Source organism: Streptomyces triticirhizae (assembly GCF_003696235.1).
Classification (GTDB): Bacteria; Actinomycetota; Actinomycetes; order Streptomycetales; family Streptomycetaceae; genus Streptomyces; species Streptomyces triticirhizae.
Genome location: NZ_RFFJ01000055.1, coordinates 1 through 23,223, shown reverse-complemented (window position 1 = coordinate 23,223; position 23,223 = coordinate 1). Strand labels below are relative to the sequence as shown.

The 23,223-nt window shown below is 74.6% G+C and carries 21 protein-coding genes and 1 pseudogene; 17 read left to right on the top strand and 5 right to left on the bottom strand.

Going from position 1 to position 23,223, the window contains the following annotated elements:
- Positions 1-106 precede the first annotated feature (106 nt).
- From EBN88_RS12480 to EBN88_RS12430, 11 genes are read left to right on the top strand one after another with little or no spacing between them, the layout of a single operon-like run.
- Positions 107-391, top strand: coding sequence for an acyl carrier protein (locus EBN88_RS12480; RefSeq protein WP_122183919.1), 285 nt, complete (start codon positions 107-109; stop codon positions 389-391).
- Positions 388-1,755: a TrpB-like pyridoxal phosphate-dependent enzyme gene (locus tag EBN88_RS12475; protein ID WP_122183918.1), complete on the top strand. Its 1,368-nt coding sequence runs from the start codon at positions 388-390 to the stop codon at positions 1,753-1,755. The genes EBN88_RS12480 and EBN88_RS12475 overlap by 4 nt, the downstream gene beginning before the upstream one ends.
- Entirely contained in the window at positions 1,752-2,927 is a 1,176-nt protein-coding gene (locus tag EBN88_RS12470) for an acyl carrier protein (RefSeq protein WP_122183917.1), read from the top strand. Before EBN88_RS12475 ends, EBN88_RS12470 begins: the two co-directional genes overlap by 4 nt.
- A 2-nt stretch (positions 2,928-2,929) precedes the next feature.
- Positions 2,930-3,190 (top strand): phosphopantetheine-binding protein, encoded by a 261-nt coding sequence (locus tag EBN88_RS12465; protein WP_122183916.1) that lies wholly within the window; start codon positions 2,930-2,932, stop codon positions 3,188-3,190.
- Positions 3,187-4,374: an acyl-CoA dehydrogenase family protein gene (locus EBN88_RS12460; RefSeq protein ID WP_122183915.1), complete on the top strand. Its 1,188-nt coding sequence runs from the start codon at positions 3,187-3,189 to the stop codon at positions 4,372-4,374. The genes EBN88_RS12465 and EBN88_RS12460 overlap by 4 nt, the downstream gene beginning before the upstream one ends.
- Entirely contained in the window at positions 4,367-5,518 is a 1,152-nt protein-coding gene (locus EBN88_RS12455; protein WP_199742338.1) for an acyl-CoA dehydrogenase, read from the top strand. The genes EBN88_RS12460 and EBN88_RS12455 overlap by 8 nt, the downstream gene beginning before the upstream one ends.
- Complete coding sequence (locus tag EBN88_RS12450; RefSeq protein WP_122183914.1) at positions 5,505-6,110, top strand: 4'-phosphopantetheinyl transferase family protein; 606 nt, start codon at positions 5,505-5,507, stop codon at positions 6,108-6,110. The genes EBN88_RS12455 and EBN88_RS12450 overlap by 14 nt, the downstream gene beginning before the upstream one ends.
- Positions 6,107-7,141, top strand: a complete 1,035-nt coding sequence (locus EBN88_RS12445; protein WP_199742337.1) for a hypothetical protein — start codon at positions 6,107-6,109, stop codon at positions 7,139-7,141. Before EBN88_RS12450 ends, EBN88_RS12445 begins: the two co-directional genes overlap by 4 nt.
- Before the next feature lie 3 nt (positions 7,142-7,144).
- Complete coding sequence (locus EBN88_RS12440; protein ID WP_122183913.1) at positions 7,145-8,722, top strand: amino acid adenylation domain-containing protein; 1,578 nt, start codon at positions 7,145-7,147, stop codon at positions 8,720-8,722.
- Between the two features lie 28 nt (positions 8,723-8,750).
- Positions 8,751-9,347: a flavin reductase family protein gene (locus EBN88_RS12435; RefSeq protein ID WP_122183912.1), complete on the top strand. Its 597-nt coding sequence runs from the start codon at positions 8,751-8,753 to the stop codon at positions 9,345-9,347.
- Positions 9,344-10,930 (top strand): AMP-binding protein, encoded by a 1,587-nt coding sequence (locus EBN88_RS12430; RefSeq protein ID WP_122183911.1) that lies wholly within the window; start codon positions 9,344-9,346, stop codon positions 10,928-10,930. The genes EBN88_RS12435 and EBN88_RS12430 overlap by 4 nt, the downstream gene beginning before the upstream one ends.
- A 52-nt stretch (positions 10,931-10,982) precedes the next feature.
- On the opposite strand, the gene EBN88_RS12425 is transcribed toward EBN88_RS12430, so the two are convergent.
- The 3 genes from EBN88_RS12425 to EBN88_RS12415 all read right to left on the bottom strand — a co-directional run bounded on the left by EBN88_RS12425 (position 10,983) and on the right by EBN88_RS12415 (position 14,011).
- Positions 10,983-11,975, bottom strand: a complete 993-nt coding sequence (locus EBN88_RS12425; RefSeq protein WP_122183910.1) for a LysR family transcriptional regulator — start codon at positions 11,973-11,975, stop codon at positions 10,983-10,985.
- 117 nt (positions 11,976-12,092) lie between these two features.
- Positions 12,093-13,055: an NAD-dependent epimerase/dehydratase family protein gene (locus EBN88_RS12420; protein ID WP_122183925.1), complete on the bottom strand. Its 963-nt coding sequence runs from the start codon at positions 13,053-13,055 to the stop codon at positions 12,093-12,095.
- 5 nt (positions 13,056-13,060) lie between these two features.
- On the bottom strand, positions 13,061-14,011 hold the full coding sequence (locus tag EBN88_RS12415) for a ScbA/BarX family gamma-butyrolactone biosynthesis protein (RefSeq protein WP_122183909.1): 951 nt from the start codon (positions 14,009-14,011) through the stop codon (positions 13,061-13,063).
- Positions 14,012-14,270: 259 nt separating this feature from the next.
- Here EBN88_RS12415 and EBN88_RS12410 point away from each other — a divergent pair, with 259 nt between their 5' ends.
- Complete coding sequence (locus tag EBN88_RS12410; RefSeq protein ID WP_122183908.1) at positions 14,271-14,930, top strand: ScbR family autoregulator-binding transcription factor; 660 nt, start codon at positions 14,271-14,273, stop codon at positions 14,928-14,930.
- Between the two features lie 200 nt (positions 14,931-15,130).
- Here the strand turns inward: EBN88_RS12410 and EBN88_RS12405 are convergent, their stop codons facing one another.
- The gene (locus tag EBN88_RS12405; protein ID WP_122183907.1) at positions 15,131-15,760 is read right to left on the bottom strand and encodes a ScbR family autoregulator-binding transcription factor; all 630 of its coding nucleotides are present in this window, start codon (positions 15,758-15,760) and stop codon (positions 15,131-15,133) included.
- Positions 15,761-15,870: 110 nt separating this feature from the next.
- Here EBN88_RS12405 and rlmN point away from each other — a divergent pair, with 110 nt between their 5' ends.
- The 5 genes from rlmN to EBN88_RS12380 all read left to right on the top strand — a co-directional run bounded on the left by rlmN (position 15,871) and on the right by EBN88_RS12380 (position 22,706).
- Entirely contained in the window at positions 15,871-16,977 is a 1,107-nt protein-coding gene (gene rlmN / locus EBN88_RS12400) for a 23S rRNA (adenine(2503)-C(2))-methyltransferase RlmN (protein ID WP_122183906.1), read from the top strand.
- A 223-nt stretch (positions 16,978-17,200) separates the two neighbouring features.
- Positions 17,201-18,286 (top strand): thiamine ABC transporter substrate-binding protein, encoded by a 1,086-nt coding sequence (locus EBN88_RS12395; protein ID WP_122183905.1) that lies wholly within the window; start codon positions 17,201-17,203, stop codon positions 18,284-18,286.
- Between the two features lie 29 nt (positions 18,287-18,315).
- A complete protein-coding gene (locus EBN88_RS12390; RefSeq protein WP_122183924.1) occupies positions 18,316-19,923 on the top strand; it encodes an ABC transporter permease in 1,608 nt (535 codons plus the stop codon).
- Positions 19,924-19,954: 31 nt separating this feature from the next.
- Positions 19,955-21,037, top strand: coding sequence for an ABC transporter ATP-binding protein (locus tag EBN88_RS12385; RefSeq protein WP_122183904.1), 1,083 nt, complete (start codon positions 19,955-19,957; stop codon positions 21,035-21,037).
- An 85-nt stretch (positions 21,038-21,122) separates the two neighbouring features.
- A complete protein-coding gene (locus EBN88_RS12380) occupies positions 21,123-22,706 on the top strand; it encodes a family 10 glycosylhydrolase (protein ID WP_122183903.1) in 1,584 nt (527 codons plus the stop codon).
- 111 nt (positions 22,707-22,817) lie between these two features.
- On the opposite strand, the pseudogene EBN88_RS30525 reads toward EBN88_RS12380, so the two are convergent.
- A pseudogene (locus EBN88_RS30525) lies at positions 22,818-23,223 on the bottom strand (hypothetical protein); the annotation flags it as partial.

The window sequence follows — 23,223 nt, the reverse complement described above, 5'->3', positions numbered from 1 at the left end:
CAGGACCGGCGCCCCCACCAGCCACGCCGGCACCGCCGTTCCCGCTGACCGGACCGGCCGGGCCGGCCCGGCGCACCCACTCATGCGACGTCAGGAGAGAACCGCCATGTCCGTTACGCACAGCCTCGACCGTGCCACGGTCGCCGATGCCGTCAAGCGGGTCGTGATCGCCGAGTCCCGGCTGTCCATCGACCCGACCGTGATCTCCGAGAGCGAGCCCCTGGTGGGCGAGCTGCTGCGGGTCAACTCGCTCGGCTTCGTCGGGATGCTGGTCCGGATCGAGGACACGCTGGACGTCACGCTGCCGGACGACCTGTTCGTGGGGCGCGCCTTCACCGTCGTGGGTGACCTGATCGACGTGGTGATAGCCGGGGCGGAGGCCAACCGATGAGCGCCCGACTGCCCACCCGCTGGCGCGGCGTGCTGCCGTACCTGTCCGAGCCCATGCCGCCCGACCTCACCCCGGAGGCCACCGGGCGCACCGAGGTCGGCGTCAACCTGCCGATGGAGCTGGTCCGGCAGAGCGTGCTGGAGCGCGAGTACTGGCCCATCCCCGACGAGGTCGCCGCCGCCTACCGGGGCTACCGGCCCACCCCGCTGTGGCGGGCCACCGGCTTCGAGCGGGCCATCGGCGCCCGGGTGCCGGTCTACGTCAAGTACGAGGGCGGCAACATCTCCGGCAGCCACAAGCTCAACACCGCGCTGGCGCAGGCCCACTACTACCGCAGGGCCGGCGTGAAGGAGCTGGTCACCGGCACCGGCGCCGGCCAGTGGGGCACCGCGATGGCGGCGGCCTGCGCCCTGTTCGGGCTGCGCTGCCGGGTGTTCATGGTGGAGTCCAGCCTGCGCCGCAAGCCGTACCGGGGCACGCTGATGCGGATGCTCGGCGCCGAGGTGCACTCCAGCCCCAGCGGGCTGACCGAGGTCTCGGGGAGGCACCGGGACGGCACCGGCAACAGCCTGTCGCTGGCGATCGGCGAGGCGGTCGAGTACGCCGCCAGCCACGACGGGGTGGCGTTCTGCATCGGCAGCGGCGAGACCTACAGCATCCTGCACCAGTCGGTCATCGGCCTGGAGGCCCGGGAGCAACTGGCCGGGCTTGAGGCCGAGGTGGACGCGGTCGTGGGCTGCGTGGGCGCCGGCTCCAACTTCGGCGGGATCGCGCTGCCCTTCCTCGCCGAGGAACGCTCGGGCGGGGCCGCCTCGCCGACGCTGGTCGCCGCCGAGTCGACCACGGCGCCCAAGCTGACCCGGGGCGTCTACGCGTACGACAAGACGGACGCCACCGGGAGCGGCCCGCTGGAGGCGATGTACACCATCGGCAGCGACTACCCGATCCCGGACGCGCACTCGGCCGGGCTGCGCTTCCACGGCGCGGCCAAGCTGATCTCCGCGCTGCGGCACGAGGGCGACGTTGCGGCCACCGCCGTCAGCCAGCCCGACGCGCTGTCCGCAGGGCAGCTGCTGACCAGGAACGAGGCGGTGCTGCCCGCGCCGGAGTCCGGGCACGCGCTCGCGGCAGCCGCACGGCTGGCCACCACGGGCGCCGCCGACGGCGAGCGTCAACTGCGCGCCGAACGCGGGGTGTTGGTCTGCGTCAGCGGCCACGGCTTCCTCGACCTGGGCGCCTACGAGCAGCTGCTCGACGGCGCGCTGGACGACGAGGCCCCGGCCGAGCGGGCCCTCCTCGGCGCCGTCAGCGGCCTCACCCCGATCCGCGAGCCGGCGGGGCTCGCCGCCGGGAGGTCACGATGACCGCGACCGCCACGGCCACCGCGCGCACGCTGCCCGCCGTGCGGGCCGAGCTGTTGGACTGCGTCCAGTCCAACCTGGCGGTGCTCGCCGACCGCCACCACGGGCCCGGGACCCATCTGGCCCTCGGCGCCACCCTGCGCTTCAGCCCGGTGCCGGGCCCGGCCGGCCTGCCGACCGTGGAGCCGCCGCTGGAACGGGAGTTGGCGGCGATCGACCGGCTGGGCCTGGTGGAGCGCCACAGCTGGACCGGCGTGCCGGGCGGCGCGCTGGGCGAGCTGGCCCGCGAGCACGGCGCGCTCTATGTGATGGCCGACTCCTTCGCGATGCCCTGGCTGCCCTACCACGGCCACGCCCACATGGAGCACAGCTTCCTCGTCGAGCCGACGGCCGAGCCCGACCGGCTGCTGGTCACCGACGCCTACGACAACTACACCCCCTGGGGCGTGACCCGCCCGCTGACGACCGAGGTCGCGGCGGCCGAACTGCCGGTCGCCTCGCTCGTGGCGCTGCTGGAGCCGCTGCCCACCGGGGCGCCCACCGTGGCGCCCGGGCTGGAACGGGAGCCGCCGGACGACTATCTGGCCGCCTACGCCCAGCACCCCGACCGCCTCGTGGCGCTGGAGCGACTGACCGTGGAGACCTGGCTGTTGGCGAGGTCCCGGGGGCTGCACGCCGCGTTCCGCGCGCACCTCGGCCTGCCCGAGGGGCCCGAGGTGGCGGCGCATCTGGCCCGCTGGGGCCGGGTCGCCGAGCAGGCGTACCTGGCGCTGCGCCGGGTCCAGCGCGGCCGGCCCGAGCCCCAGCGGCTGCGGGAGGAGCTGGCCGCCACGCTGGCCGCCGACGGCGAGGTGTTCGCCGCGCCGGTCGCGAGCGCCCAGGCCCCCGGCGGGGCGACGGCCGGGGACGGCGGCCGGGACGCCGGGGACGCCGCCGCGCTGCGGGCCGCCGTCGCGGGGATCGTCGCCTCGGTCACCCGCACCACCGTGGAGGCCGTGCTGGCCGCCCCCGACCTCACCGAGCTGACCGGGTTCGACTCCTTCCGCGTGGTGGAGATCGTCGAGCGCCTTGAGGAGCACCTCGACGCCGACCTCGACCCGGAGGACCTGGTCCCGGAGAACCTGCACCGCCTCGACGACCTGTGCCGCCTCGCCGCCACGACAAGGAGCAGCTGATCATGGACCCGCGCTTCACCGAACTCCTCATCCCCTTCCTCAAGCACCTGCGCGGCCGGGAACTCACCGAGACCTCCCCGCTGCCCGCGCTCGGCCTGGACTCCATGCAGTCCATCGAGCTGCTCTTCGCCATCGAGGACACCTTCGGCATCGCGCTGCCGGACGAGGACCTCAACGACGCCACGTTCGCCACCGCCGGCAGCCTGTGGGGCGCGGTCAGCGCCGCGCTGGCGGCGGAGGGCGGAACGGTGAGTGCGGCATGACCGTGACCACGCTGGAGCCGGCGGCGCCGGCCCCACCCGAGATGGCCGAGCGGGTCGCCCAGGTGGCCGCCACGGCCGCCGAGCACGCCGCCCGCACCGACCGGGAGGCCAACTTCCCGGTCGAGACGCTGGCCGCGATGCGCGAGACGGGGCTGCTCGGCCTGCTCGTTCCCACCCGGTACGGCGGCCTGGGCGGCGGGCTGCGCGCCCTGCTGGACGCCTCGTTGACCATCGGCAGGGCCGACGTGTCGGCCGCCATGATCCTCGCGATGCACTGCCAGCAGTCGGCCGCGATCACCGGCCACGCCGGTCCCCGGCTGCGCGAGGAGCTGCTGCCCCGGATCGCCGCCGGCCAGCTCTACCTCGCCTCGGTCACCACCGAGGCCGGCACCGGCGGCCATCTGCTCAGCTCCGACGCGGAGTTGGCGGCCGACGAGGGCGGCCTGCTGATCGACCGCTTCGCGCCGATCGTGACCGGCGGCGCGCACGCCGACGGCTTCCTGATCAGTATGCGCGGCCCCGACGCCGCCTCGCCCAGCGAGGTGTCCCTGGTCTACGCGCACCGGGAGCAGCTGCGGATCAGCCGCTCAGGCGACTGGCAGCCCCTGGGGATGCGGGCCAGCCACAGCGTCGCGCTGCGGCTGGCCGGCCGGGTGCCGGAGGACCAGGTGGTGGGCGAGCACGGCGGCTTCTCCCGGATCGCCGGCCAGGTCTTCGGGCCGCTGGCGCACCTCGGCTGGTCGGCCTGCTGGCTGGGCGCCGCCAGCGGCGCGCTCTCCCGGGTGCTGCGGATGCTGCGCGAGCCGGCCAGCCGCGCCCGCGTCAACCTCAGCTCCGAGCTGCTGCTGACCCGGCTCTCCCGCGCCCGTCAGCGCATCGACACCGTGCACGCGCTGCTGCGCCACACCGAACGCATGGTGGACCGGGCGACCGACCTGTCCACGCCGCCCAACCAACTCCTGCTGAACTCCCTGAAGATCACCGCCGCCGAGCAGTGTCACCTCGTCGTCGAGGACCTGATCGACGCGGTCGGGATGCGCCACGGCTACCTCAGGGACTCGCCGACCCGCCTGGAACGCACCCTGCGGGACCTGCGTTCGGCCGCGCTCAACTACAGCAACGACCGGCTGCACCTGGCCGACGGGCGGCTCGCGCTGCTGGACCCGGAGGTGCGCTGTGCCTGAACAGGCCGTTCTGGACCGCCCGTTGGCCCCGCTCGGGGCGGACGGCCGCCGCCTGTGGGCGGAGTTGGGCGCGGCCGGCCGGATCGGCCGGGTCTACCGGCGCGGCGACCCGGCCGCCGGCGTGGACCCGGAGCGGCTCGGGGAGCTGATGGCCGCGCTGGACCGGACGGAGACGATCGGCTCGACGCTGGCGGTCTGCGTGCAGATCGCCACCGCCGTCCCGCTGCTGACGCTCTCGCCCGGGCCCGGACCGGTCGCGGCCGCGCTGGCCGAGGCCATCGCCGGGCGGGCCGTGATCGCGCTGGCCGCGACCGACGAGGGCTCGGGGTCCGACCTGCTGGGCCTTGGCACCAGGGTCGACATCGGCGACGACGCGATCGAGGTGACCGGCGAGAAGCGGTGGATCACCAACGCCACCCAGGCCGACCACTTCCTGGTCCTGGGCCGGCACCGGAACGGGCGGCACTTCACCAGCTTCTCCTGGGCCCTGGTGCCGGCCTCGGCGCCCGGCGTCTCGGTGCGGCCCGCCGACACCGACCTGTTCGACGGCTCGGGCACCGGCCATGTCTCCTTCGACGGGGTCAGGCTCTCCCGCGCGCACCTGGTCGGCCGCCCGGGCCGTGGCCTGGCCGCCTTCGCCGCGCACATCGCGGTCGAGCGGCTGGCCGGGGCGCTGTGGGGCGTGGCACTGTGCCGGCGGGTGCTGGCGGACACCCGGGCCTTCCTGACGTCCCGACGGCACGCCGAAGGAACGCTGTGGGAGCTGGACAGCCTGCGGCAACGCTTCGCCGGCTGTCTGCTGCGCGCTCACCAACTCCAGGCGCTCACCCGCGAGTTGGCCGAACGGGTGAGCCACCACGACACCACGGCCGCCGCCCTGCTGAAGGCGGCCTCCGGGACCACGGTGCCCCATGTGCTGACCGAGTGCGCCCAGCTCCAGGGCGCCGAGGGCTTCGCCTCGGGCGGCGCGCAGCGCCTGCGCACCGAGGCGGCGCTCTTCGGCGTCGGGGGCGGGACGACGGAGGTCGTGCTGTCCGTGGTGGCCGGAGCCGCCGACCGCCTGCTGGCCGAACTCGGCCCGCAGGAGTCCGCATCGCCGGGAACGACGAAGAAGCCGGAAACGAGAGGCCATGACGACCCATGAGGTGGTACCCGGGGTGTGGGTGGCGAGCCGCGTCGATCCGGCGCCGGCCGACCCGCACCCCCAGGACGCCGCGCTGGCCGCCGGGATGCCCCGCTGGCGCGCCGAGGAGTTCCTCGCCGGACGGGCCGTGCTGCGCGGGCTGCTCGCCGACGTGCTGCCCGAGGCGGCCAGGGCGCCCGTGGTGCCCGGCGCCAACGGCAAGCCGGCACTGCGTGGTTGGCCCGAGGTGGGGGTCAGCATCGCCCACGACAGGGGCGCCTTCGCCGCCGGGGTCGCCCCCGGCCACGCCGTCGGCGTCGACGTCCAGCTCCCGCCGGAGCCGCTGGAGGACGCGGTGCTGCGCCGTTGTGTCCGCCGTGGCCTCGCCGAGGTCCGCGAACTGGCGGAACCCGAACGGGCGGTGGAGTTCGCCTGGATCTGGACCGCCCAGGAGGCGTGCGTCAAGGCCGAGGGCAGCGGCCTGTCGGGCAGCCCCTGGACCATCGACGTCCCCTACGGCCACGGCGCCGGGACCTGGCGCGGCTTCCGCTGGCGGCTGCTGCGCGAGGAGTCCGGCATCCCCCTGAGCTGCGCCTGGAAGGAGTTGCCATGACCGCCCCGACCCAGCCCGCCCCGACCCGGACCGCACCGGCCCCGCCCCTCCCGGACCTCACCGGCCCGGCCGAGCTGAGCTGCTACACCACCAGCCTGGTGGCGGCCCTCGCCGGCCGGGTGCCGGACCCGGGGCTGCGGCTGGCCCACGCCGTGCGGCTGGCCGTCCGCACCGACCTGCCCGACGGCCAGCTCGCGTTCCGCCACCACGCGCGGATCGACGTCGCCGCCGACGGCCACCGGCTGCGCCCCCGCTCCGCGCCCGACTGGCCGGCCACCGTGGCCGGGCTGACGGCGGCGCTCGCCGCCGGCCCGGTGATCGCGGTCGGCAACACCCGCACGGTGCGCTGGTCGCCGTCGTTCGGCGGCGGCGTCACCTCTCACTGGCTGGTCGTCGAGGAGCGCCGCGCCGACCGCTGGCGGGTCAGCGACGACTTCGCCGCGCTGCTGCCGGACGGCGAGCAACTCCCGTTCGCCGGCTGGCTGGACGACGAGGAGCTGCGCACCGCGCTCACCCCGACCGGCCCGCTCCCACCCGAGATCGCCCGGCGCGACCGGTACGCCCTGGGCGAGCCGGTGCCCCAGCCGCCGGCGACCGACCACCGCTGGCTGGCCTGGGAGCCGGCCGGCCCGCCCGAACCGGCCCGGGAGGGCGTCTGGCTGGAGGACACCCTGCCGGCGCTGGCCTGGGTGGCCGGCCGGTTCGCCGACGACCCGACGGCGCTGGCCCGCCACGCCGACGACCTGTGGGCGGCGGCCCGGCACCACCGGCACCGGCTCGCCGCGCTGACCCGGGCCGGCCGCCTCCCCAGGGAGCCGGCCGAACGGGCCGCCGACGCCTGGGCCGAGCTGCCCCGCGCGCTGCGCTTCGCCCTCGCCTCGGCGGAGCGCGGCCGCCCCCGGCCGGCGCTGGTCGCCAGGGCCTTCGACGCCGTGATCGACAGCATGTCCCGCGCCATGCCCCGCGCGGAGTCCCCAGCAGAGTTCCGCGCACTGTCCCGCGTTCCCACCGAGGAGACCGAGGAGTCCTGAGCCATGAAGGGCACGAGCACCGACGAGAGAACACTCCACGACTGGTTCGCCGCCTCCGTCGCCGCCCACGGTGACCAGCCCGCCCTCGAAGTGGCGGGCGAGCGGCTGACCTACGCCGAACTGAACGCCACCGCCGCCCGGTTGGCCGCCCGGGTGGTGGCCAGCCACGGCTCGCCGCCCGCCCGGGTCGGGCTGCTCGCCGCGCGCAGCGTCACCGCCTACGCCGGCTATCTGGCCGTCCAGCGGCTGGGCGCCACCGTGGTGCCCCTGGGCCCGAGCTTCCCGCTGGCCCGCAACGCCGCCGTCGCCGAGGGCGCCGGCCTGGACCTGGTGATCGCCGACGCCAAGGCGCCGGCCGAGGCCGACGCGCTGCCGGTGCCCGTGCTGCGGGCCGACGCCTCGGCCGAGGGGCCGCTGCGGTCCGGACCCGTGCCCGAGCCGCACGGCCTGGCCGCAGGCCCGGACGACCTGGCGTACATCCTGTTCACCTCGGGCTCCACCGGCCGCCCCAAGGGGGTGCCGGTCGCGCACCGCAACGTCGCCGCCTATCTGGGGCATGTCATCCCGCGCTACCAACTCGGCCCCGGCGCCCGGGTGTCGCAGACCTTCGACCTGACCTTCGACCCGTCCGTCTACGACATGTTCGCGGCCTGGGGCTCGGGCGCCGCCCTGGTGGTGCCGAGCGCCGCCGACCTGATGTCTCCGGTGCGCTTCGTCAACCGGACCGGGATCACGCACTGGAACTCGGTGCCCTCGGTGATCTCCATCGCCCGCCGGCTGCGCGGGCTGGCCGCCGACTCGATGCCGTCGCTCCGCTGGAGCCTGTTCTGCGGCGAGGCGCTGACCCTGGACAACGCCGGGGCCTGGCGGGCGGCGGCGCCGGACAGCGTGCTGGAGAACATCTACGGGCCGACCGAGATGACCGTCACCTGGACCGAGTTCAGGCTCCCGCGCTACCCATCGGACTGGCCGAGCCCCGCCAACGGCACCGTCCCCATCGGCCGCCCCTACCCGGACCAGGAACACCTGGTGCTCGGCGAGGACGGCCGCCCCGCCGAGGACGGCGAGCTGTGCGTCCGGGGCACCCAGCGCTTCCCCGGCTATCTCGACCCGGCCGAGAACGCCGGCCGCTTCTACGCCTACGACCCGGCGGGCGACGCCCCGGCCACCGCCTACGACGGCACCGAGCCGCTGACCGACCGCCACTGGTACCGCACCGGGGACCGGGTGACGCGGCTGGACGGCGAGCTGGTGCACCTGGGCCGGATCGACCACCAGCTCAAGATCCGTGGCTACCGCGTCGAGTTGGGCGAGATCGAGTCGGTGCTGCGGCAGCGGCCCGGCGTCACCGAGGCCGTGGTGCTCGCCGTCCGGGGCCCGGACGGCGAGCTGGGCCTGGAGGCGGTGGTCTGCGCCGACGTTCCCCTGGACACCGGGCCGCTGCTGGCGGCGGTGGGGGAACGGCTGCCGCGCTACATGGTGCCGCGCGGCGTCGCCGTCCGCGACGAGCTGCCGCTCAACGCGAACGGCAAGGTCGACCGCGCCGCACTGACCGCCTCGCTGACCGGCGCGACGGTGTGAGAAGGACGTCCAGAAGGAGTTGACCACGATGCCTGAGATCATTGACGTCGCCCCCGACCTCCAGCTGACGACCCGCCAGGACCGGCGGCTCGCCGTGGCCGACCCGGCCGAGCCGCCGCAGGGCACCGGAGAGCCCGTCAACGAGCGGACGTTCCGGCAGACCATGTCCCGCTTCCCCACCTTCGTCACCGTGATCACCGCCGCCGGCCGCACCGGCCCGGTGGGCTGCACCGCCACCTCCGTGCTCTCGCTGTCGCTGCGCCCCCCGACCCTCGTCGTCTCGCTGCGCAGCACCGGAAAGACCCTGGACGACGTCCTGACCGCCGGACGCTTCGCGGTGAACGTGCTCTCCTGGCACCAGCGCGAGCTGGCGCAGCACTTCGCGACCGGCGACCCCCGACACCGCTTCGACCACGTCCCGCACACCCGTTGGGACGGTGTGCCGGTCCTGGAGGACACCTCGGCGACGGTGGTGTGCCGGCTCGGCTACACCATGCCGGTGCTGGACCACACCCTGCTGTTCGGCACGGTCGCCTTCACCCGGGCCTGCCAGCAGGAGCCGCCGGTGGTGCTGCTCGACGGCCGCTCGCACGCGGTGGACGAGACGGGACAGGTGCTGCCATGAGCCATCTGCTGCACGAGTTCCTGCTGGCCGCCGCGCGCACCGCGCCGCACCGGCCGGCCGTGGTCGAGTTCCTGGGCGACGACCGCACCCGGGTCGTCAGCTACCGCGAACTCGACGACCTGGTCGGCCGGTACGCGGAGACGCTGCGCGGACTCGACCTGGAGGTCGGCGAGCGCGTCGTCCTGGACTCCGACACCTCCGCCAGCGCCATCGCGGCGCTGCTGGCCTGCGCGACGCTCGGGCTGACGTTCGTACCCGTGAGCCCCGAGACCCCGGACCAGCGGGTGCGGACCATCGTGGCGGCCACCGAGCCGGCGCTGTACCTGAGCGCGGGCGAGGGCGCCCGCCCGGGCGTCGAGGGCGGGTTCGGCGTCGCCAGGTTCGGCCCCGACGGCTGCGAGATCCTCCGCCGGCCGACGGCCCACGCGGGACTCCCGGCGCGACCGTCCAGCGGGCCGCGCCGGGAGGTGGCCGCGACGGACATCGCCTACATGATCTTCACCTCGGGCACCACGGGCCGCCCCAAGGGGGTGATGATGAGCCACCGGGCCGTCACCTCCTTCTACCGGGGGATGCTCACCCAGCGCATCGTCGGGCCCCACGACCGGGTGGCGACCACCTCGCCGCTCCAGTTCGACTTCTCGCTGCTGGACATCGGCCTGGCGCTGGCCAGCGGCGCCGCCGTGGTGCCCGTGCCCCGTGCCCGGCTGCGCTGGCCGCGCCGCTTCCTGCGGGTGCTGCGCGACACCGGGGCCTCCCAGGTCAACGGCGTCCCGTCGATCTGGCGGCAGGTGCTGCGCTTCGAGCCGGACCGGCTGGCCGAACTGCGGTCCATCCGGGGCGTGTTGTTCTGCGGCGAGGACTTCCCGCTGCCGGAGCTGCGCGCGCTGCGCCGGGCGCTGCCCGAGGCCCGGCTGGTCAACTGCTACGGCGCCACCGAGTCGATGGCCGCCTCGTTCACCGACGTCCCCGACCCGCTGCCGCCGGAGCTGACCCGGCTGTCCATCGGCTTCGCGCACCCGGGCGCCGAGATGCTGCTCGTCGGCGAGGACGGCCGGCCGATCGAGGAGCCCGACGTGCTGGGCGAGATCCATCTGCGCAGCCCCGCGCTGTTCAGCGGCTACTGGCGGGACCGGGCCACCACCGACGCCACCCTCGTGCCCGACCCGGTGGACCCGGGCTCGGGGCGGCGGGTGCTGCGCACCGGGGACCTGGCCTACCGGGGCGAGGGCGGCGAGCTGTACTTCAGGGGCCGCACCGACTCCCAGGTCCAGATCCGGGGCAACCGCGTGGAGTTGGGCGAGGTGGAGCGGCGGCTGCTGGAGCATCCCGCCGTCACGGCCGCCACCGCCCTGGCGCCGCGCGGGCCCGACGGCGAGACCGAGTTGGCGGCCTTCGTGGTCGTCGCGCCGGGCGCGGGGGAGCGGGAGACGGAGGCGGAGCTGACCGACTTCCTCGCCGCCGCGCTGCCCGCCTACATGGTGCCGGGCGAGCTGCGGGCGCTGCCCGCGCTGCCGGTGACGGCCAACGGGAAGGTGGACCGCGCGGCGCTGGCCCAGCTCACCGAGGCCGCGCCGGCGTGAGGGAGCGGGCGGGCGGCGGACAGCGGCCACGGGGCGACCGGCGCCGCGCCGGTCACCCCGTGGCCGCCATCCGCCGCTCGCGGGGCTCCGGTCGCGCGACGGGCTCCGGGCGGGGCTCCGGGCGTGGCTCGGGTTCGCCCTCGCTCTCGTGCGCCTGCCGCATCACCTCGACGGCGGCGGTCAGCAGCGCGTTGAGCGCCGCGTTGGAGGCGCTGTCCCGCCTCCTGACCACCTGCGTGAACGCGCTGAACGGGGGCGTCCAGGCGACCGGCAGCAGCCGGCCGGCGGCCAGGTCGCGGGCCACCGCGATCCGGGGGAGCAGCGCCAGGCCAAGGCCCAGCTCCACGCTGCGCTTGGCCGCGTCCACCGAGTCCAGCTCCAGAATCCTCGGCCGGGGCGCCGCCGCCCGGAGGCCGATGGCCCGCTCGAAGTGCCGGTGGTACTCGGCCCGGTCGGCCCGGATCAGCGTGGAGCTGCGTAACTCCTCGATCGACGGCCGCTCCTGGCCGACCAGCAGGTGCCCGGCCCCGCCCACCAGCACCAGCGGCTCGGGGCACAGCACCTGGCTCTCCAGGCCGTCCTCCGGGCTGTGGGAGCCGATCGAGCCGACGAAGAACGCGCAGTCCAGCCGGCCGTCCCGCACCTGCGCCACCGGGTCCTCGGTGGCGGTCGCGTGCATCGAGATCTGCACCTTGGGATAGCGCCGGTAGAGGTACTCGATCACCGGCAGCAGCCGGTAAGTCGTCAGGCTCTCCTCGGTGCCGACGTCGACGGTGCCGTGCGGCTGCCCGCCGGAGCTGATGGACTGTCGGGCCCGCTCGGTGAGCGCGACGATCTCCCGTGCGTAGGGGAGCAGTTCGACGCCGGCGGCGGTCGGTCTGATGCGGCCGGGGCGCCGTTCCAGGAGGAGGGTGTCGAGCCCCTGTTCCAGGCTCTTGATGCGCGTGGTCACCGTGGGCTGGGAGAGACCCAACCGGGCCGCGGCCTGGGTGAAGCTGCCCATGTCCACCACCGCGAGGAAGGCGTTGAGATGAGGCGTATCCATGAGGTGATTCCCCCTGGCCCGACCGGCACGGTCCGGATAGTCGGATGAACCGTCAAGAACTGCTTACAGTAAACAAACCGTGCGGTCGGTTTGTCAATGCCTCCGGCGTCGCTCCGGTCAGGATCGACCACCGGTCGACCGTTCCCCGTAGCAGCGGAGCGCCTCCGCCATCCGGGAGGCGTAGCCGGGGCCGGCGGTGAGGCTCAGCGCCCGCCAGACGCCGGTGCTGTCGTAGAAGTGGTCGCGGGAGAGCAACGCGTGCTGGTGGTCCGTCATCCCGGGCAGCGCCCGCGCGGTCAACGTCCGGTGCTCGGCGCACGGCAGGTCGCCGCTCGGCGGCGGCAGGTCCAGCACCTCGCACACCCGCCGGGCCAGCACGCGCAGCCGCACCGGCTCGGGGTGGCTGGCGTGCCACACCGAACCGGCCGCCGGCGGGCGGGCGTTGAGGGCCAGCGCCGCCACGATCCGGGCCAGGTCGCTCACCGCGATCACCGACAGCCGGGCCCGGCCGCCGTCCGGCCAGGCCGGCACCGCCGCCAGCAGCCTCGCCAGGGTCGGCACGAACCAGCGGTCGCCGGCCCCGAAGACGAGGTTGGGGCGCAGCACCACCCCGCCGTGGGCGCGCACCTCCTCCTCGGCGCGCAGCCGCGAGGCGCTCGCCGTCGAGGCCGGCGCCGGCGTCAGGGCGCCCTCGACGGGGCCGCGGTGCGGACCGGTGCCGTAGACCGAGGCCGTGCTGACGTAGCAGATCCGGCCGATGCCGGCGCGGCGCGCCTCCCGCATCAGGGCGGCGGTGCCGGAGCCGTTGACCGACCAACAGCGCTCCGGGTCCCGGCCCACATAGCTGGAGAGGTGCAGCAGCACGGCGGCCTTCTCGCCCACCCCGCGCAGGGTGGCCGGCTCGCTCAGGTCCCCGGCCGTCCAGGCCACCCCGGCCTCGGTCATCCACCGGGGCGGCGGGCGCCGTGACAGGACCCTGACGCCCGGGCCGCCCGTTCCCCTCCGGCGCAGCAACCGGCGCACCACGGCGCTGCCGACGAAGCCGGTGCCGCCGCTGACCAGGACCGGGCCGCCCGGCATCCCGGTCACGGCCCGGTCCGCACGGCGACCGACGCCGAGGCGGCCGTCGAGCCGCCCTGGGCGAAGTCCACCGGGACCACCTGTTCGCCGTCGGGGCCCGCCGCCACCTCGCCGACCGTGACCAGGCACGGCGCGTCGAACTCGACGAACCGCTCGAAGGTGACGGAGCAGCCGGTGGCCACGCCCCACGTGTTGTTGAGGGTGGCCAGCGCCGCCTGCCGGGCGCCCTCAAGCACCACCATGCCGGGCACATGGTCCACCGGGTGGTCGAAGAGCACCGGGTGGTCCGGGTCGGCGACCAGAGCCCAGGCCCCGTCCCTCGGGTTCAGGGTGAGGACGACGTCGGACTCGTCGTTCCGCCCCACGCTCTCCGGCGGCACCACGGGGGCGGCCGGCCGGGCGGCGCGGGCGTCGGCGCGCGCGCCGCGCAGCCTGCGGTACGTCGTCTCCGGGACGCATGTCATCGACATGTGCCCCTGGCCGAGTAATCTGCCGTCGCGGTGGCACTCCACGTTCACCTCGAAGCCGGCGACCGTCGTGCCGCGCCGCCTGATGCCGGTGAGCGTCGCGACCAGCAGGACGTCGGCCGGGCGGTCCGCCATCAGCACCTCGGACGGATCCACCTCGTAGGAGGTGGCGTGCGAGAGGAAGTGGTAGTCCAGCGGGATGCCCATCTTCTGGTGCGAGATCAGCAGCACGGCCTGACGGATGGTCTCGGCCAACAGCATCGGGTCGTGCCAGCGGTTCCCCACCGACCCGTAGTAGCTGTGGCCGCGCGGCCACTGGGCGCCCACCAGGAAGGTGTCGGTCCCGCCCTCACGGATGCCGGTGAGCAGCACCTCGGAGACGGCGGCCCGGTGGACCAGGGTGCGGGGAACGGTCTGGAGGAACAGCTCGGGTTCGGCCGACAGGGAGGGTGCCGTAGTGGCGTGGTCGGCCAGGGCGAGTGCACACATCGTTTGCCTCCTGAACGAGTCGCGGTACGAGTCGCGGAACAGTTCGCGGTACAAGCGGAGAGCGCGCTGAGCGGAGGGGGCGGGGAAGGCGCGAAGCGGTGCGGCCACGCCTCGCCAGAACCATACTTGCTGGTTGGTTTTCTTGGCCATACCTGCTGGTTGGTTTTTTCTGCGGCCTGGGGGAGACTGTGACCTCAGGCCACGTGGCGTTGAACAGCGTTCACGTGGGTTCACCCCGATCACACAGGAGGCATGTGGCGTGGCCAGGCAGGAACGCGCGGAGCGCACCCGCAACATCATCCTCGACGGTGCCGCGCGGGCGTTCGACGCCACCGGTTTCCAGGGGACGAGCCTGAGCGACATCGTGCGCGAGGCCGGGGTGACCAAGGGCGCGCTCTACTTCCACTTCGCCTCCAAGGAGGCGCTGGCGCAGGCCATCATCACCGAGCAGTTCACGGTCTGGGACCCGTTCCGGGACGACGAGGAACCCGGCGTCCAGACGGTGATCGACCTCCTGCACACCATGGCCGAGAGCCTTCAGAAGGACGTCCGGGTCCGCGCCGGCATCCGGATGGTGATCGAGCAGGGGACGTTCGAGGACCCCGACCCGGCCCCCTACCAGCGCTGGATGGACGCCATCAGCCGCTGTCTGACCCAGGCGCAGAGCCGGGGTGACGTGCTCCCCGACGTGGACCCGGAGGAGGCGGCCAGCTTCATCGTCGGCTGCTGGACCGGGCTCCAGCTCAGCTCCCAGGTGTTCACCGGCCGGGCCGACCTGCACCGGAGCACCACCACCATGTGGCAGCTGCTGCTGCCGGGACTGGTCCCGCCGCGCCGGCTCGGCAGGTTCCGGCCCGAGGGCAGCGGCGCGGCGACGGAGGCCAACGGCCAGCCGGTGAACGGCGACGCCCCGGCCTAGGCGTATTGACCCGGGGGGTTGTTCACGAGGGTCAGTACACCTAGGAGTTGGGTGGTGCGGGCGTGCGCCATGTAGGCCGGGCGTCGTGGTCCGCGCCACAACCCCCACCCCCGCGACGGGCTCACCCGCACCGGCCACCGGCCCGCAGGGGGACCGGCCACCCACGAACCCGGTGCGGGAACGCCCGCCGGCTCAGAGGCTCAGACGCCGACCTCCTCCGGCGGCGCGGTCCGCAGCCGTTGCCCGGTCTCCTCGCGGGCGATCAGCGGGAGCAGCAGGTCCCACACGGCGGTCAGCCGGTCCGCCGACTCGGGGTAGGGGGTGCCGTCCCACCACAGCACCTCGACGCCGGCGGTCACCGAGGTGACCAGCGCCTGGGAGGCGGTGTCCGACAGCCCCTCGGCCAACTCCTGGCTCTTCTGGGCCTCTTCGAGCAGCGTGCGGGCGTGGCCGAGCCAGAGCCGGTAGAAGTCGAACGGCGGGGGCGGCACCTGCGCCCGCTCCCTGGCGATGCGGACGCTGGCGCGGACCACGGACTCGTGGTGCAGCAGGCGGTTGAGGCAGTGCGTCACGTCCACGACGAGCTGGAGCGGGGAGGGCTCGCGGGCCCGCGCGGCGTCCAGCAGGTCCTCCAGGAGGTCACGGCAACTGATCTGCACCGCGTCGGCGAGGGCGTCCCTGGAGGAGAAGTGGTGGTACAGCGCTCCCTTCGTGACGCCGGCGGCTCTGGTGATGTCGTCCAGGGTCGTTCGCGCGTAGCCGCCCCGGTCGAACTCGGACGCGGCCGAGTCGACGAGCCGTCGCAGCGTGCGCTCTGATCGTTGTTGCATACCTCTGTAATAAAACCGGTCGATCGGTATGTCAAGGTGCGGGGGCGATTTCCGCAGGCCGAGGGCGGCCGGATTCGGCCGCCCGGCGCGTCTGCGAGACTGGGGACACCATGCCTGCACCAGGAGAACTCACCTTCGTCGCGCCGCGCGGGGCGTCCAAGCCGCCCCGGCACCTGGCCGACCTCACCCCGGCCGAGCGCCGGGAGGCCGTCGCGGCCCTCGGCGAGAAGCCGTTCCGCGCCCAGCAGTTGTCGCGGCACTACTTCGCCCGGCTGACCGACGACCCGGCCGGCTGGACCGACATCCCCGCCGCCGCCAGGGAGAAGCTGGCCGGCGCGCTGCTGCCGCCGCTGATGCGGGTGGTCCGGCACATCAGCTGCGACGAGGGCGCGACCCGCAAGACCCTGTGGCGGCTGCACGACGGCACGCTGGTCGAGTCGGTGCTGATGCGCTATCCCGACCGGGTCACGATGTGCGTCTCCTCACAGGCGGGCTGCGGGATGAACTGCCCGTTCTGCGCCACCGGCCAGGCCGGACTCGACCGGAACCTGTCCACCGCCGAGATCGTCCACCAGATCGTGGACGGCGCCCGCGCGCTGCGCGACGGGGAGGTCCCCGGTGGCGAGGCCCGGCTGTCCAACATCGTCTTCATGGGCATGGGCGAGCCGTTGGCCAACTACCGCCGGGTGGTCGGCGCGATCCGCCGGCTCACCGACGAGGCGCCCGACGGCGTCGGCCTCTCGCAGCGCGGGATCACCGTCTCCACCGTCGGCCTGGTGCCGGCGATGCTGCGGTTCGCCGACGAGGGGTTCAGCTGCCGGCTCGCGGTCTCGCTGCACGCGCCGGACGACGAGCTGCGGGACACCCTGGTGCCGGTGAACACCCGCTGGAAGGTGCGCGAGGTGCTGGACGCGGCCTCCACCTACGCGGAGCGCTCGGGCCGGCGGATCTCCATCGAGTACGCGCTGATCAGGGACATCAACGACCAGGAGTGGCGGGCCGACCTGCTGGGCCGGCTGCTCAGGGGGCGCGGGGCCCACGTCAACCTGATCCCGCTCAACCCGACGCCAGGGTCGAAGTGGACGGCCTCCCGGCCCGAGGACGAGCGGGCGTTCGTCGCGGCGCTGGAGGCCAGGGGCGTTCCGGTGACCGTGCGGGACACCAGGGGCCAGGAGATCGAGGGCGCCTGCGGGCAGTTGGCGGCCGCCGAGCGCTGAGAACGGCCCTTGCCGGGCGGCTGTTATGGTAGGCAGTCGTCGGCATTCGAACGTGCGTGCCGACCGCGCACCCAGGTGCGTGTCATCCGACAGGGGAGCGCTCGCAGCGCTGAGAGTGCGGCACCGGCCGCAGACCCTCGAACCTCGCCCAGGTCATGCTGGGTAGGAAGTTCGGACCTTCTCTCGTGCTGCCCGCGCCTGCCCTCGCGTAGAAGGCGACGTCATGCAGCGCAGCAGCATCCAACGGGCCACGGCCGGCCTGCTCGTTCTCGGTCTCGCGGCGCTCACCGCGTGCGGCTCGGACGACGGGGAGAACGGCTCCGGCGGCGGGGACGGCGGGGACGAGGTGGTGCTGGTCACCCACGAGTCGTTCCTGGTCTCCGAGGACGTGCTGGAGGCGTTCACCGAGGAGACCGGCTACCGGGTCAGCGTGCTGCGCGCCGGGGACGCCGGCGTGGTCGTCAACCAGGCGGTGCTGTCGGCCGGCAACCCGCAGGGCGACGTGCTCTTCGGCGTGGACAACACGCTGCTCTCCCGCGCGTTGGACGCCGGGATCTTCGCCCCGCACGAGGCGGCCGGCCTCGACCAGGTGCCGGCGGAGCTGCGTCTTGACGACGCCGAGCACCGGGTCACGCCCATCGACACCGGCGACATCTGCGTCAACTACGACCGCGCCTACTTCGACGAGCACGACCTGGCGCCGCCGCGAACCCTGGAGGACCTGGCCGACCCGGCCTACGCCGACCTGCTGGTGGTGCAGAACGCGGCGACCTCCTCGCCCGGCCTCGGCTTCCTGCTGGCGACCGTCTCCGCCTTCGGCGAGGACGGCTGGGCCGGGTACTGGGAGTCGCTGCGGGAGAACGGCGTCGAGGTGGTCGACGGCTGGGAGCAGGCGTACAACGAGCGGTTCTCCGGCGCCGGCCAGGGCGGGGACAAGCCGCTGGTCGTCTCCTACGCCACCAGCCCGCCGGCCGGCGTGGTCTACGGCGGCGACGAGCGCCCGGACGAGGCGCCGACGGGCGTGGCCACCGGGACCTGCTTCCGGCAGATCGAGTTCGCCGGGCTGCTGGACGGCGCGGCCAACCCGGAGGGCGGCCGGGCGCTGCTGGACTTCCTGCTGGGGCGCGAGTTCCAGGAGGACATGCCGCTGAGCATGTTCGTGTACCCGGCGCACCAGGACGCCGAGCTGCCCGAGGAGTTCACCCGCTACGCGGAGCCCGTCGAGGAGGTCCACGAGCTGGCGCCCGAGGAGATCGCCGAGCACCGCGACCGCTGGATCGACGAGTGGACCGACCTGGTCGTCAGGTGACGCGGCGGGCCCTGGCCGGGGGCGCGCTGCTGGCGGTCCCCCTGCTGTTCTTCGCGGTCTTCTTCGGCTACCCGGTGGCCGCGATCGTCGGGCGCGGGCTGCGCGCCGACGGGGTGTGGCAGCTGGGACGGCTGCCCGAGGTGCTGGGGGATCCCGGCACGCTGCGGGTGCTGTGGTTCACCTGCTGGCAGGCCGCCGCGTCCACCGCGTTGACGCTGGCGCTCGCGCTGCCCGGCGCGTATGTCTTCGCGCGGCTGCGGTTTCCCGGCCGGCGGGTGCTGCACGCGGCGGTGACCGTGCCGTTCGTCTTGCCGACGGTGGTCACGGGGGCCGCGTTCCTGGCGCTGGTGGGGCGGGGCGGGGTGCTCGACGACGCGTTCGGGCTGCGGCTGGACGACGGGGTGTGGGCGATCCTGCTGGCGCACGCGTTCTTCAACTACGCCGTGGTGGTGCGCACGGTCGGCGGGCTGTGGGCGCAGCTCGACCCCCGGCAGGAGGAGGCGGCGCGGGTGCTGGGCGCCGGGCGGCTGGCGGCGTTCCGGCGGGTGACGCTGCCGGCGTTGACGCCCTCGGTTGCGGCGGCCGCGCTGATGGTCTTCCTGTTCACCTTCACCTCGTTCGGGGTGATCCAGATCCTCGGCTCGCCGGGCCGGGCCACGCTGGAGGTGGAGATCTACCGGCAGACCGCGCAGCTGCTGGACCTGCCCACGGCCGCCGTGCTGACGCTGCTCCAACTGGCCGCCGTGGTCGCGCTGTTGGCGGCGCACCGGCTGGTGACCCGGCGCCACGTCGGCGCGTTGCCGCTGGTCGACCCGGCCGGGACCGCGCACCGGCCGCGCGGCTGGGCGCAGTGGACGGCGCTGGGCGGGGTGCTGGCGACGGTGGCGCTGCTGCTGGCGCTGCCGCTGGGCGTGCTGGTGGAACGGTCGCTCGCCGGCCCCGACGGCTACGGCCTGGAGCACTACCGGGCGCTGGCGCACGCGGACGGCACGTTCCTGGTCGCGCCGGCCGAGGCGATCGGGAACTCGCTGCGGTTCGCCGCCGCGGCGACGCTGATCGCGCTGGTGGTCGGCGGCTGCGCGGCCGTGGCGCTGACCCGGCGGGCGGGCCGCCTGACCCGGGGCTTCGACGCGCTGCTGATGCTGCCGCTGGGCACCTCGGCGGTGACGGTGGGCTTCGGCTTCCTGATCGCGCTGGACGAGCCGCCGTTGGACCTGCGGTCCTCGTGGGTGCTGGTGCCGCTGGCCCAGGCGCTGGTCGGGGTGCCGTTCGTGGTGCGGGTGCTGGTGCCGGTGCTGGGCGCGGTGGACGACCGGCTGCGGCAGGCGGCGGCGGTGCTGGGCGCCTCGCCGTGGCGGGCCTGGCGGGAGGTGGACCTGCCGCTGGTGTGGCGCTCGCTGCTGGTGGCGGCCGGCTTCGCGTTCGCCGTCTCGCTGGGCGAGTTCGGCGCGACGGTCTTCATCGCGCGGCCGGACGAGCCGACGCTGCCGGTGGCCGTGGCCCGGCTGCTGGGCCGCGCCGGCGCCCTCAACTACGGGCAGGCGATGGCGCTGAGCGTGATCCTGATGCTGGTGTGCGCGGTGACCCTGCTGCTGTTGGAACGGCTGACGCCCAGCCGCTCCGCCGGAACCTTCTGAAGAACCCCGCGCGCGACGGAGAGAGACGACCATGAGCCTGTTGGAACTCGACGGGGTGAGCGTGCGCTACGGCGACCGCCGGGCGCTGGACGGCGTGCGGCTGGCGGTCGCCGAGCGCGAGATCGTCTGCGTGCTGGGCCCCAGCGGCAGCGGCAAGTCCACGCTGCTGCGCGCCGTCGCCGGGCTGACGCCGGTGGCCGGGGGCGCGGTGCGGCTGGCCGGCCGCGACCTGCGCGGGGTGCCGGCGCACCGGCGCGGCCTCGGGCTGATGTTCCAGGACCACCAGCTCTTTCCGCAGCGCGACGTGGCCGGCAACATCGCGTTCGGCCTGCGGATGCGGCGCGAGCCGGGGGAGCGGGTGGCGGGCCGGGTCGCCGAGCTGCTGGAGCTGGTCGGGCTGCCGGGCGCCGAGCGGCGCGCGGTGGCCACGCTCTCGGGCGGGGAGCGGCAGCGGGTGGCGTTGGCCAGGGCGCTGGCGCCCGATCCCCGGCTGCTGATGCTGGACGAGCCGCTGGGCCAGCTCGACCGGGACCTGAGGGAACGGTTGGTCGTCGAACTGCGTCAGCTCTTCGGCCGGTTGGGCAGCACCGTGCTGGCCGTCACCCACGACCAGGGTGAGGCGTTCGCGCTGGCCGACCGGGTGGTGGTGATGCGCGCCGGGCGGGTGGTGCAGGTCGGCACGCCGGTGGAGGTGTGGCAGCGGCCGGCGAACGCGTTCGTGGCCCGCTTCCTCGGCTTCCGCAACGTGGTCACCGCGACCGTGGGTGGCGGCGAGGCGCGCACGCCGTGGGGGGCGGTGCGGGTGTCGACCGGGCCCACCGCCGACGTCGGGCCGGGCGAACGGACGCTGCTGGTGCGGCCCTCGGGCGTGCGGCTGTCGCCGGCGGACGAGGGGGCGCCGTTGACCGGGACCGTGGCCGCCAGGACCTTCCGGGGCGACCATGTGCTGGTGCTGGTCCAACCGGCGGGCGGCGGACCGGAGTTGGAGGCGTCCTGCGCGCTGCGCGAGGCCCCCGGGGTGGGCGCGACGGTGGGCGTGTCCCTCGACCCGGGCGAGGTGGTGGTGCTCGACGGGGAGCCGACGGGCGATCAGCACCGCGATCAACTTTCGTGAAAAGGTGAAAGTTTCCGTCTATGCGGGCTGCTCCTGGCGAAGTAAATTGTCGGCGCAGTCGTCAACTCCCCCTGGAGACACCCGTATGAGACGGACCCTGCTCACCCTGCTCGCCTGTCTCAGCCTGCCGCTGGGCGGCCTCGCCGCCGCCACCACCGCGCAGGCCGAGCCCCGGCAGGCGCCGCGCGCCGAGGAGTCAGCGCCCGAACAGTGGCGCGGCTACTGGGTCGACGCGTTCAACGAGGGCATCTACACCCCGCAGCAGGTCAGCACCCTGATCGAGGACGCCCAGGCGATCAACGCCAACGCGCTGATCGTGCAGACCGCCCGCCGCTACGACTGCTTCTGCAACCGCGCGCTCTACCCGCGCACCGACGCGGCCATCGACCCCGCGCCCTACGACCCGCTGGACGAGGTGATCCGCCAGGCGCACGCCGCCGACCTGGAGGTCCACGCCTGGGTGAACGTCAACACCCTCTGGAACGCGGACACTCCGCCCACCTCGCCCGAGCACGTCTTCAACCAGCACGGGCCGACCGCCGAGGGCGCCGAACGCTGGCTCAACAAGCGGGCGGACGGCACCGAGTTCGTCGGCGCCAACGCCTACATCGACCCGGGCCACCCGGCGGCCGTCGACTACATCGAGTCCGCGATCCGCAGCATCGTCCGCGAGTACGACGTGGACGGGATCAACCTGGACTACGTCCGCTACCCCGACGGCAGCTCCACGACCACCCACAGCGACTGGGGCTACAACGACGTGTCGGTGGCCAGGTTCCAGGCCACCACCGGCCGCGCGGACGTGCCGGCCCCCGACGACGCCCAGTGGAGCGACTGGCGCAGGGACCAGGTCACCAACCTGGTGCGCCGGATCTACCTCGGTATCTGGGAGGAGAACCCGCGGGCCAGGCTCTCCATGGACGCCATCACCTACGGCAACGGGCCCAGCGCCGTCGGCGGCTTCGAGGAGACCCGCACCTACCGCGAGGTGCTCCAGGACTGGGCCGGCTGGCTGGACGAGGGGATCATGGACACGGTCGTGGCCATGAACTACAAGCGGAACTGGCAGCCCGACCAGCGGCAGATGTTCGCCGAGTGGTCCGAGTTCCTCGCCGACGTCCAGGGCGACCGGCAGGCCGTCAACGGGCCCGCGCTCTACCTCAACTCCCTGGCCGACACCGTCGAACAGGCCCGGATCGCGCTCGCCCCGACGGCGGCCGGCAACACCGTCGCCGGCTGGTCCGGCTACTCCTACGCCAGCCCCTCGATGAACGTGCCCGAGACGCCGGCCGCCGAGGAACGGGCCGCGCTGGCCGAGGCGTTGACCACTGGGCCCGACGCCCCGTTCGCCGAGGAGGCCGAGGTGCCGGAGATGGCGTGGAAGACCGCGCCCCGCGAGGGCCACCTCACCGGCGAGCTGGCGTTGCGCGACGGGACCCCGCTGGACGGCGCCGAGGTGACGCTGACGCCGCTGCGCGGCGGCGAGCGCCGCTCGGCGGTGGCCGACGGCTCCGGCTGGTTCGGCTTCGCCCATGTGCCGCCCGGCGCCTACCTGGTGCGGGTCACCCCGCCCGGGGGAACGGTCGGGGTGCCGGTGCTGCCGGCCCTCGTCGGCCGGGGCGACGTCGCCGAGGTGGAGTTCCCGCCGTTCCTGTCCCTGCCGGGTTAGCCCGGCGCCTCCGGCTCGCCCGGGGGCCGACGTCCTCCTCCCCGGACCGCGCCCCCGGCGTGCGACGGCCCCCCGAGCGCCCGTGCTCGGGGGGCCGTCGCGCCGTCGCGCTCAGGCGCGGGCGGCGAGCAGTAGCAGCTCGGCGGTGCACCAGGCCAGCGGCCCGAAGACCGCCGCCAGCGCCACGCCCCGCAGCGCGGCTGCGGCGCGCAGTGCCCGGCGCGGGGTGCCCACCTTCACCAGCGAGGCGACCGCCTCCCGGCGCTCGGCCCGCAGCTGCTCGGCGACGGTGGCCACGGTGCCGGCGGCGGCCAGCAGCACCAAGGCGGTGCCGAGGCCGCCGAAGAAGCCGAACTCGCCCAGCGCGCCCAGCCGTTCGGCGGCCAGCACCGCCGCGACCGCCACCGTCAGCGCGCCCACCGGCCGGCCGAGCCGCCGCGCCTCGTCCGCCAGGCCGCGGCCGGCCAGCAGCCGCAGCGCCGAGGGCTGGCCGAAGGCCAGCGCCCGGCCGCACAGA